Source organism: Pseudomonas sp. MWU15-20650, from assembly GCF_023242475.1.
Classification (GTDB): domain Bacteria; phylum Pseudomonadota; class Gammaproteobacteria; order Pseudomonadales; family Pseudomonadaceae; genus Aquipseudomonas.
Map to the genome: position 1 here is coordinate 153192 of NZ_JALJFG010000008.1, position 9315 is coordinate 162506.

Annotated in this window: 12 protein-coding genes; 6 read left to right on the top strand and 6 right to left on the bottom strand. The window is 58.2% G+C overall.

All coding sequences use genetic code 11. The annotated features are described in order from the left end of the window. The first annotated feature begins 38 nt into the window (after nt 1–38). The 3 genes from M5B43_RS10105 (at nt 39) to M5B43_RS10115 (ending at nt 2098) form a co-directional block, all read left to right on the top strand. Complete coding sequence (locus M5B43_RS10105) at nt 39–758, top strand: tRNA-uridine aminocarboxypropyltransferase (RefSeq protein ID WP_248749960.1); 720 nt, start codon at nt 39–41, stop codon at nt 756–758. Nucleotides 759–1009: 251 nt separating this feature from the next. Beyond that, nucleotides 1010–1660 carry a response regulator transcription factor ErdR gene (gene erdR, locus M5B43_RS10110; protein ID WP_194936857.1) on the top strand — a complete coding sequence of 217 codons (651 nt, stop codon included), beginning with the start codon at nt 1010–1012 and terminating at the stop codon, nt 1658–1660. 75 nt (nt 1661–1735) lie between these two features. Continuing rightward, the gene (locus M5B43_RS10115; protein ID WP_090366450.1) at nt 1736–2098 is read left to right on the top strand and encodes a diacylglycerol kinase; all 363 of its coding nucleotides are present in this window, start codon (nt 1736–1738) and stop codon (nt 2096–2098) included. Nucleotides 2099–2101: 3 nt separating this feature from the next. On the opposite strand, the gene M5B43_RS10120 is transcribed toward M5B43_RS10115, so the two are convergent. Further along, nucleotides 2102–3028, bottom strand: a complete 927-nt coding sequence (locus M5B43_RS10120) for a LysR family transcriptional regulator (RefSeq protein ID WP_169368331.1) — start codon at nt 3026–3028, stop codon at nt 2102–2104. Nucleotides 3029–3152: 124 nt separating this feature from the next. Between M5B43_RS10120 and fpr the strand changes: the two genes are divergently transcribed. Further along, nucleotides 3153–3932, top strand: a complete 780-nt coding sequence (gene fpr / locus M5B43_RS10125) for a ferredoxin-NADP reductase (RefSeq protein WP_248749961.1) — start codon at nt 3153–3155, stop codon at nt 3930–3932. Nucleotides 3933–4048: 116 nt separating this feature from the next. On the opposite strand, the gene tsaA is transcribed toward fpr, so the two are convergent. From tsaA to rimO, 5 genes are all read right to left on the bottom strand, one after another. Continuing rightward, the gene (tsaA, locus tag M5B43_RS10130) at nt 4049–4744 is read right to left on the bottom strand and encodes a tRNA (N6-threonylcarbamoyladenosine(37)-N6)-methyltransferase TrmO (RefSeq protein WP_248749962.1); all 696 of its coding nucleotides are present in this window, start codon (nt 4742–4744) and stop codon (nt 4049–4051) included. A 3-nt stretch (nt 4745–4747) separates the two neighbouring features. Continuing rightward, nucleotides 4748–5209 carry a DUF1456 family protein gene (locus M5B43_RS10135; RefSeq protein ID WP_248749963.1) on the bottom strand — a complete coding sequence of 154 codons (462 nt, stop codon included), beginning with the start codon at nt 5207–5209 and terminating at the stop codon, nt 4748–4750. Nucleotides 5210–5273: 64 nt separating this feature from the next. After that, nucleotides 5274–5984, bottom strand: coding sequence for an rRNA pseudouridine synthase (locus M5B43_RS10140; RefSeq protein WP_248749964.1), 711 nt, complete (start codon nt 5982–5984; stop codon nt 5274–5276). 71 nt (nt 5985–6055) lie between these two features. Continuing rightward, on the bottom strand, nt 6056–6529 hold the full coding sequence (locus M5B43_RS10145; protein WP_248749965.1) for a GNAT family N-acetyltransferase: 474 nt from the start codon (nt 6527–6529) through the stop codon (nt 6056–6058). A gap of 108 nt (nt 6530–6637) precedes the next feature. Further along, the gene (gene rimO / locus M5B43_RS10150; RefSeq protein WP_248749973.1) at nt 6638–7966 is read right to left on the bottom strand and encodes a 30S ribosomal protein S12 methylthiotransferase RimO; all 1329 of its coding nucleotides are present in this window, start codon (nt 7964–7966) and stop codon (nt 6638–6640) included. Between the two features lie 700 nt (nt 7967–8666). On the opposite strand from rimO, the gene M5B43_RS10155 reads away from it, so the two are divergent. Together M5B43_RS10155 and M5B43_RS10160 are read left to right on the top strand one after the other, a co-directional pair. Beyond that, entirely contained in the window at nt 8667–8969 is a 303-nt protein-coding gene (locus tag M5B43_RS10155; RefSeq protein WP_248749966.1) for a type II toxin-antitoxin system RelE/ParE family toxin, read from the top strand. Next, entirely contained in the window at nt 8966–9286 is a 321-nt protein-coding gene (locus M5B43_RS10160) for a helix-turn-helix transcriptional regulator (protein ID WP_248749967.1), read from the top strand. The genes M5B43_RS10155 and M5B43_RS10160 overlap by 4 nt, the downstream gene beginning before the upstream one ends. Nucleotides 9287–9315: the final 29 nt, after the last annotated feature.

The following is a 9315-nucleotide window of genomic DNA, read 5'->3' on the forward strand; positions in this document are numbered from 1 at the left end:
TTTTCCGTGTCGATTTACCCGTCTTCGCAGCGTTTCCGATGAGCCACGCTGTTTCTCGCTTGCGTGCCCAGCGTCTGGCGCGTGCCGTCCGGCCTTTTCTCAACCGTGGCTCCCGTGCTGAGCGCTGCCCGGGTTGCCGGGTTATTCCACAGTACTGCCTGTGCGCCTGGCGTCCGGCTGTCGCCGCCAAGTCCGCCATGTGCCTGTTGATGCACGACGTCGAGCCGATGAAACCCAGCAATACCGGCTGGCTGATCGCCGATGTGATTGAAGACACCACTGCATTCGCCTGGTCGCGTACCGAGGTCGACCCCGACTTGCTCACCTTGCTGTCTGACCCTCAGTGGCAGCCGTATATCGTTTTTCCCGGCGAGTTCGTAGCGCCGCAACGGGTGGTCAGCGAAGTGATCGTGGCGCAGGGCAAGCGGCCATTGTTTATTCTGCTGGACGGCACCTGGAGCGAAGCGCGCAAGATGTTTCGCAAAAGCCCGTATCTGGAACACCTGCCGGTCCTGAGCCTGGCGCCGGAGCAGTTGTCGCGCTACATGCTGCGACGCTCCAAGCGCGATGACCATTTTTGTACCGCCGAAGTGGCGGCGCTGTGCCTGGAGCTGGCCGGCGATCTGGTCGCCAGTGAAGTGCTGGACGCTTACCTTGATGTATTCAGTACCCATTATCTGGCCGCCAAGTTCCAACTGGCGCTGGACCCGGCGGACATCGTCCATACTCGTCTTGCGCCCTATATCCCGGCGGTATAACCAGTCGACGTTTACATGATGGCATCGCCAACCCGCAGCCCGCTAAAATGCCCACCGCGTAGCGCTTGACCCCCCAGGCTACGCTGGGCATGCTGGGCGCCGATTGGGGCGCAACCGTGAATTTTTGACGTCGTTTCAGGTGTATTTGACGTTGAACGCGCCCTGTGGCGATAGCTGCCTGGCCGTCGCCTTGTGTATTGGTGAGCCCTGAACCCATCAGGGCTCCCATAAAAAACAGGATCATTTAATCAATGGCCACATACGAAATCCTGATAGCCGATGACCACCCGCTGTTTCGCAGTGCGTTACATCAGGCTGTAACCCTTGGCCTGGGCCCGGATGTACGCCTGGTCGAAGTGGCCAGCATCGCCGAGCTGGAAGCCCGCTTGACCGAAAAATCCGATTGGGACCTGGTCTTGCTCGACTTGAACATGCCCGGTGCCTACGGTTTCTCTGGGCTGGTCCTATTGCGTGGGCAATACCCGCAGATCCCCGTGGTGATGGTTTCGGCCCAGGAAGAAGCTGACGTGGTGGTGCGCTCCAAGGAGTTTGGCGCCAGTGGTTTCATTCCCAAGTCCAGCGCGATGGAAGATATCCAGAACGCCGTGCGCACGGTATTGGATGGCGATGTGTCTTGGCCGCCGCAAGCGTTTGAAGAGATCAACGTGTCCGACGAAGCCAAAGCTGCCCGTGATGGCCTGGCCAGTCTGACCCCTCAACAGTTCCGCGTGTTGACCATGGTCTGTGAAGGGCTGTTGAACAAGCAGATTGCCTACGAACTGAGCGTGTCTGAAGCCACCATCAAGGCCCACGTTACCGCGATTTTCCGCAAGCTGGGGGTGCGCACGCGAACCCAGGCGGCGTTGCTTTTGCAACAACTTGAGTCAATTTCGCAGCATTAAGATCCAGCCGATTCACGCTTTTTTGACTTTGCGTGATCTAGTTTTCCCACCTCTTTGGTTTAGTTGCTTACATCTATGTCGCCTTTCAAGGGTCAAACCGGTATCAAACGTATCTTTAACGCAGGGGGTTACTCCCTGGATGGCTTGCGCGCAGCCTTCACCGGTGAGGCGGCGTTCCGTCAGTTGGTGTTGCTGAACGTCATCCTGATCCCACTGAGCTTTTTCCTGCACGTCAGCCGGGTTGAACGGGCGCTGCTGATTGCGGTGTGCCTGCTGGCCTTGATCGTCGAGTTGCTCAATTCGGCGGTGGAAGCGGCCATCGACCGTATTTCCCTGGACCGCCATCCCTTGTCGAAGAACGCCAAGGACATGGGCAGCGCCGCGCAATTGGTGGCACTGACCATGATCACCCTGGTGTGGGCCGTCATCCTGATCTAACGATCAGGCGATACTCGGCAGCACGATCTCGTCGCTGCGCTGAACCCCGGCGGTGAAGGCGCGGCACAGCTCCAGGAACTCGCGCATCGCCGAGGTCTGGTACTTCTGTTTATGCCAGATGAAGTAGAACTGCCGGGCCAGGTCCAGGTCCGGGGTTTCTACCGGCACCAGGCTGCCACGGCGGAACGCATCGCGTAGCGCCAGTCGCGAAATGCAGCCAATGCCCAATCCCGACTCGACTGCCCGTTTGATCGCTTCGGTATGTTCCAGCTCCAGGCGGATATTCAGCGCGCTGCGGTGATGACGCATGGCCTGGTCGAACGTCAGGCGCGTGCCCGAGCCTTGTTCCCGCAGGATCCACGCTTCATGGGTCAACTCTTCCATGGTCGCCACGCCACGTTTGGCCAAGTGATGCTGGGGTGCACAAAACACCACCAGCTCATCTTCTACCCAGGTTTGCACCTCGATGTCGGGATGGCTGCAGTCGCCTTCGATTAGACCCAGATCAATTTCGTAGTGCGCCACCTGGTGCACGATATGTGCAGTGTTCTGCACATGCAGCTTCACCTGGCTCTCGGGGTGCTGCTGCATGAAGCTGCCGATCAACAGCGTGGCCAGGTAATTGCCGATGGTCAGGGTGGCGCCGACCGCCAGGGAGCCAAAGCCGGACTTGCCGTTGAGCAGGTCTTCGATCTCCTTGGCCTGGTCCAGCAGCGCCACCGCCTGGGGCAACAGCTGATGGCCGAGGGCGTTGAGACTCAGGCGTTTGCCCGCGCGGTCGAATAATTGGCAGCTGGATTGGCGCTCCAGCTCGGTAATCGAAGTGCTGGCGGCGGATTGAGATAAGGCCAGAAGGCCAGCAGCGCGAGAGACGCTTTCCTGCTGGGCAACGGCGACGAAGACTTGCAGTTGACGGAGAGTAAATCGCATATCGATATAACCGATAACCCTTATCTTAATAATCCAGTTAACAGATATTGTCGCCGCCATTAGAATGCTGTGCAATTGCGCACCTATCATTTGGCGCAGACCCATTTCCAGGAGTTCCCCGTACATGAGCAACATGAACCACGAGCGTGTCCTCAGTGTTCATCACTGGAACGACACTCTGTTCAGCTTCAAGTGCACCCGCGATCCGGGCTTGCGCTTCGAGAACGGTCAGTTCGTGATGATCGGCCTGCAACAGCCTAATGGCCGCCCGCTCATGCGCGCTTACTCCATTGCCAGCCCGAACTGGGAAGAGCATCTGGAGTTTTTCAGCATCAAGGTGCCCGATGGCCCGCTGACTTCCCAATTGCAGCACTTGAAGGAAGGCGACGAGATCATCATCAGCAAGAAGCCGACAGGCACCCTGGTGCTTGACGATCTGAAACCGGGCAAACACCTGTACCTGCTCAGCACCGGTACTGGCCTGGCGCCGTTCATGAGCGTGATCCAGGACCCGGAGACCTACGAGCGCTTCGAAAAAGTGATCCTGTGCCACGGCGTGCGTTACGTCAACGAAGTTGCCTACCGCGAATTCATCACCGAGCACCTGCCGCAGAACGAATTCTTCGGCGAGGCCCTGCGTGAAAAGCTGATCTACTACCCGACTGTAACCCGTGAGCCTTTTGAAAACGAAGGCCGCCTGACCGACCTGATGCGCAGCGGCAAGCTGTTCAGCGATATCGGCCTGCCACCGATCAACCCCGAGGACGACCGCGCCATGCTGTGCGGTAGCCCAAGCATGCTGGACGAGACCAGCGACGTGTTGAATAGCTTCGGCCTGAAAGTCTCGCCACGCATGCGCGAGCCGGGTGACTACTTGATCGAGCGCGCGTTCGTCGAGAAATAACGGCGGTCAAAAATGTAGGAGGGGGCTTGCTCCCGATGGCGGTGGGTCAGTCGATATCTAAGTTGACTGATCCACCACCATCGGGAGCAAGCCCCCTCTCACATTTGGCTTCCGGTTTATTCAGCGGGGACCACTTCCAACACGCATATCATCCCCGGTTCCGGATAGTGCCAGCGCACATCCACATCCCAGAACTGTGCACCGTATTCCCGTTCGGACGTAGGAACCTGGTACGCCGGGCGTGGGTCTTGCGCCAGGCACTGCTCGATCAATGCCACCAATGGCTCATCAAGGCGCTGAGCATGGCCTTGCGCCTGTTGCAGCGCCGTCTTTAGCCACTGCACGGCAATCAGCTGTGGTGCACTGCTGGCGATGTGGTTGGTGGCGCTGTCGATAATGTCGGCGTAGGGCACATACGGCTTGATATCCAAGACCGGTGTGCCATCGAGCAAATCGATCCCGGAAATCCACAGCCGGCCCGGCTCCACCTTGTCCAATTTCACTACCGACTGACCAATCCCGTTGGGGCGATGGGTCGCGCGGGTAGCAAATACGCCCATGGAAGTATTGCCGCCCAGGCGCGGAGGCCGCACCTTCAGGCGCGGCTTGTCTTCCAGGGCCTGGTGGAACAGGAACAGCAACCATACGTGGCTGACCTGCTCCAGACCCTGCACCGCCTCACCCTGATCGAACGGCGCCACCAGCTCCAGCACGCCCCGGGCGGCAGGCGCCAGTTGCGGCTGGCGGGGGATGGCGAACTTCTCCTTGAAGCAGGAGCGCACAAAACCGACCGGTGAGACGTGGTAACTCATGGCTTAAGCACGAACCCGCAACGTCAGGCCCTTGAGAAAGTTACGCAGCAACTGGTCGCCACATGGGCGGTAGTTAGTGTGGCCGAACTTACGGAACAGTGCGCTCAGCTCTGGCTTGGACACCGGGAATTCAGCCGCCTTGAGGATCGCATGCATGTCGTCTTCCTTCAGTTCGAAGGCCACGCGCAGCTTTTTCAGGATGATGTTGTTGGTCACCGGGGTTTCGATCGGCTGCGGCGGACGGCTTTCGTCCTTGCCACGCTTGAAGATCACCAGGCCATCAAGAAAATGCGCCATGACTTCGTCCGGGCAGAACACAAAACCTTCTTCCTCATCTTTCTTGAGGTAGGCCAGCAGGTCTTCCTTGGTTACGTCCATGCCGCCGAGCTTGATGATCTCGACCATCTTGTTGTCGCTGATGTCGAGCATGTAGCGCACGCTGCGCAGTACGTCATTGTGAATCATGGTAAGCAATCCTGGTTTTCAACGGTGGACACCGCCTGAGTGAGGCGCTGTCGAGAAAGGGGGCTTAGAACTTCTCTTTGCCGGACAGATAACGCCATTGGCCAACCGGCACTTTGCCGATGGACACGCCGCCAATACGGATGCGACGGATGGCAATGACTTTCAAGCCAACGGCTTCGCAGAACAGGGCGATCACGCCCGGCTGCGGGTTTTTCATCGCAAACCGCAGGCGGTTTTCGTTCTGCCAGCTGGCCTTCACGGCTGGCAGCTCTTTGCCTTTGTAGGTCAGGCCGTGGTTCAAGCGGTTCAGGCCATGGGCAACCATGTCGCCTTCGACCTCCACCACGTATTCCTGCTCGATCTTGGCGGCATCGGCGGTCAACTTGCGCAGAATCTTCCAGTCTTGGGTGAACACCAGCAGGCCGCTGGCCTTGGCTTGCAGGTCAGCGCTGGCGGTCAGGCGCAGGAAGTGGCCTTTGAGCGGGCGTTTGCTGAAACGGTGTTCTTCGGACAAGGTCTCGGCGCTGATCGACGCCAGGGCGGTCTCGGCATCCACGCCGGCTGGCGCGTGCAGCAGAATAGTCACCGGCTCTGGCGCAGTGGCCTTGGCTTCGGGGTCCAGTTCGACTTTCTGCGTGGTGACCTTGAACTGCGGCTCGTCGATCACTTCACCGTCCACCGAGACCCAGCCGCCTTCGATAAACAGCTCAGCCTCCCGACGGGAGCAACCGACCAGTTCGATTAGGCGTTTGGAGAGGCGTATGGGGTCAGTCATGACAAGGGCCGTAACAAAAGGGGGCGGCTATTGTACCTGCCTGGCGCCGGTTAATCCCGGCTCCATTTCATTTAGCCCAGGCGTGCTTGTGGTTGTAGCTGGCGCAAACGCATATGCAGCAACGGATAAGGCTGCCCCAGGCCATCATGCTCCGTGCGTCCGATCACCTCGAACCCCTGTTTGAAGTAGAAGCCCAGGGCCTGAGGGTTCTGTTCGTTGACGTCCAGTTCATCGGCGTTCAGGTGCAAGATCGCATAGCGCAGCAATTGCCGCCCCAGTCCCTGGCCACGGTGTTGCGGGCCGATAAACAGCATCTCCACCTTGCCAGCCGCCACCCCGGCGAACCCGGTGATGCGTTGGCGCGGGTCCTTGGTGCAAATCAGCATCACTGAATCCAGGTAACGGGTCAGTACCAGGCTCTTGAGCAGCACAATGTAGCTGTCTGGCAGGAAATCGTGGGTGGCGCGTACCGAGTCTTCCCAGATCTGAGCCAGTTGCGCGTAGTCGCTGATGTTAGGTGTGTGGATAACTGAATGCTGGCGCATGCCCGCTGCCCCTTGCCGGTGTCGGTGCTGATGGGCAAACGATAGACCTAAAAAAGCCCCGCATCTTGTTCAGAGGCGAGGCTTTTTCAAAATATTACGCAAATGCTATCAGTCGCGTTTTTCGGCCCACAGGTCGTATTCGTCGGCATCCGTCACGGTGCACCAGACCTTGTCGCCCGGCTTCAAGCCGCTGGCATCGTCGATAAACACGTTACCGTCGATTTCCGGGGCATCGAAGAAGCAGCGGCCAACGGCACCTTGCTCGTCGACTTCATCGATCAGCACTTCGATTTCCCTGCCGATACGCAATTGCAGGCGCGCCGAGCTGATCGCCTGTTGGTGCGCCATGAAACGCTCCCAACGGTCTTGCTTGACGTCGTCCGGCACCACGGCCAGGTCCAGCAGGTTGGCCGGCGCGCCTTCTACTGGCGAATACTGGAAGCAGCCAACGCGGTCCAGTTGGGCCTCGGTCAGCCAGTCCAGCAGGTATTGGAAGTCTTCTTCGGTTTCGCCGGGGAAGCCGACGATGAAGGTGGAACGGATGATCAGCTCCGGGCAGATCTCGCGCCAGTTCTTGATGCGCGCCAGGGTCTTGTCTTCGAACGCCGGGCGTTTCATCGCCTTGAGCACTTTCGGGCTGGCATGCTGGAACGGGATGTCCAGGTACGGCAGGATCTTGCCGGCAGCCATCAACGGGATCAGTTCGTCCACGTGCGGGTACGGGTAAACGTAGTGCAGGCGTACCCATACGCCCAGGCTGCTCAGGGCTTCGCACAGTTCGGTCATGCGGGTTTTCACCGGCGCGCCGTTCCAGAAGCCGGTGCGGTATTTCACGTCGACGCCGTAGGCGCTGGTGTCCTGGGAGATCACCAACAGCTCTTTAACGCCGGATTTGACCAGGCGCTGGGCTTCGTCGAGTACGTCGCCGACCGGGCGGCTGACCAATTTGCCCCGCATCGACGGGATGATGCAGAAGCTGCAGCTGTGGTTGCAGCCTTCGGAAATCTTCAGGTACGCGTAGTGGCGCGGGGTCAGCTTGATGCCTTGTGGCGGCACCAGGTCGATCAGCGGGTTGTGGTCCTGGCGCGGCGGGACGACCTCGTGCACGGCATTGACCACCTGCTCGTACTGCTGCGGGCCGGTCACGGCCAGCACGCTTGGGTGCACGTTGCGGATATTGCCTTCTTCCACACCCATGCAGCCGGTCACGATGACCTTGCCGTTTTCCTTGATGGCTTCGCCAATCACTTCCAGGGACTCAGCCTTGGCCGAGTCGATGAAGCCGCAGGTGTTAACCACCACCACGTCAGCGTCCTGGTATGTGGACACGACGTCATAGCCTTCCATACGCAATTGCGTGAGGATGCGCTCGGAGTCGACCAGAGCCTTCGGGCAACCCAGGGATACAAAGCCGACCTTGGGGTTGGCTTTTGCGATGGTGGTGGACATGTCTAACCTCGGTATTGAATGACGCCGCCGCCATGAAGGGCAGGGCAGCGGACGGGCACTTGGTGTGCCTCTGATCAAAAAGTGCGCAATTCTAGCGACGGGCAACGCAGTTGACCAGCTTTATGCAGGGAAATGCGACGAGTGCTGCGCTCGAGCTGTGCATCGCCCCAATCTAGACCCATCAACACTTCTGCTTGTGCTTGCGTGTCTCAATCACGGTGAGCGCATCACCGGTGTGACACTCATCGACAACCTGATGGTTATCCGATGAATGACCATTCAACCGAGTCGGTAGGCGGCGCCAAAACGCTTGAAACCTTGGGCGTGCTCAAGCTGCTGTCGGGCGGGTCTGCAGGGCTGGCGGCGGTGGATGATCTGCACCAGGCGACCGGCACTGCTCTCAAAACAGTGCGTCCGATTGAATCGTGCTGGCCCAAGCCAAAGCGTCTAAAGCCAGGCACTGCAAGGTCTGTAGCCCGATTCAGTCGCGATTTTCGATTGCGCATATCCATACGGTCAATAAGCGTTCGGAGAGTTTTAATTGTGGAGGCGGGCAGCGCTGGAAATGGTGAACGGTTGTTGAGGGCTATACCCATTTAGGTATATATTGGCGCCCTGGGTTCAGGGAGATGATTTGCTAGTGAAGCCACTGATATGGATAGGTAGTAGTAAGCGGGATCTTCTGGACATGCCTCAAGAGGTGCGAGATGTGTTTGGGTATGCGCTCCATCAAGCACAGGAAGGTGGCAAGCATTCCCAAGCCAAGCCTCTCAAGGGGTTCTCGGGAGCTGGTGTGCTTGAAGTGGTCGAGGACTACGACGGGGACACTTACAGAGCCGTCTATACCGTGAAGTTTGGAACGGCAGTCTATGCCTTGCATTGTTTTCAAAAGAAGTCGACAAAGGGCATAGAGACTCCAAAGCCTGATGTAGACCTAATCAAAGCAAGGCTGAAAGCTGCGGAAGAACACGCGAAGGAGAAGAAAAAATGATTGAGATAGAAGAAAGTAGTGGCAACGTATACGCCGACCTTGGACAAGAGAATGCTAGTGAAATGCTTGTCAAAGCACAATTGGCGTCCAAGATAGGTGGCATCATCAAGGCTCGACATCTTACCCAGCTCCAGGCCGCTGAGATTCTGGCTATGCCTCAGCCGAAGGTGTCTGAAATGCTGCGTGGGAAATTCAGAGGCATCAGTGAGTCCAAAATGATTGAATGTCTTTCTCGCTTGGGCCGCGATGTGCAAATTGTTGTGAAAACTGCACCTCGCTCGCGAAAAGAAGGAAAGGTAGAAGTAGTATTTGCTTAACCTCGACTCGACCAGTAGCCCGCCATGTG

What these genes read in the sequence shown, in the direction of transcription:
- M5B43_RS10135 (WP_248749963.1), bottom strand. Translation starts at nt 5,209, where the DNA reads ATGATTCACAATGACGTACTGCGCAGCGTGCGCTACATGCTCGACATC.
- M5B43_RS10120 (WP_169368331.1), bottom strand. Translation starts at nt 3,028, where the DNA reads ATGCGATTTACTCTCCGTCAACTGCAAGTCTTCGTCGCCGTTGCCCAG.
- M5B43_RS10145 (WP_248749965.1), bottom strand. Translation starts at nt 6,529, where the DNA reads ATGCGCCAGCATTCAGTTATCCACACACCTAACATCAGCGACTACGCG.
- M5B43_RS10115 (WP_090366450.1), top strand. Translation starts at nt 1,736, where the DNA reads ATGTCGCCTTTCAAGGGTCAAACCGGTATCAAACGTATCTTTAACGCA.
- M5B43_RS10105 (WP_248749960.1), top strand. Translation starts at nt 39, where the DNA reads ATGAGCCACGCTGTTTCTCGCTTGCGTGCCCAGCGTCTGGCGCGTGCC.
- tsaA (WP_248749962.1), bottom strand. Translation starts at nt 4,744, where the DNA reads ATGAGTTACCACGTCTCACCGGTCGGTTTTGTGCGCTCCTGCTTCAAG.
- M5B43_RS10160 (WP_248749967.1), top strand. Translation starts at nt 8,966, where the DNA reads ATGATTGAGATAGAAGAAAGTAGTGGCAACGTATACGCCGACCTTGGA.
- fpr (WP_248749961.1), top strand. Translation starts at nt 3,153, where the DNA reads ATGAGCAACATGAACCACGAGCGTGTCCTCAGTGTTCATCACTGGAAC.
- M5B43_RS10155 (WP_248749966.1), top strand. Translation starts at nt 8,667, where the DNA reads ATGCCTCAAGAGGTGCGAGATGTGTTTGGGTATGCGCTCCATCAAGCA.
- M5B43_RS10140 (WP_248749964.1), bottom strand. Translation starts at nt 5,984, where the DNA reads ATGACTGACCCCATACGCCTCTCCAAACGCCTAATCGAACTGGTCGGT.
- erdR (WP_194936857.1), top strand. Translation starts at nt 1,010, where the DNA reads ATGGCCACATACGAAATCCTGATAGCCGATGACCACCCGCTGTTTCGC.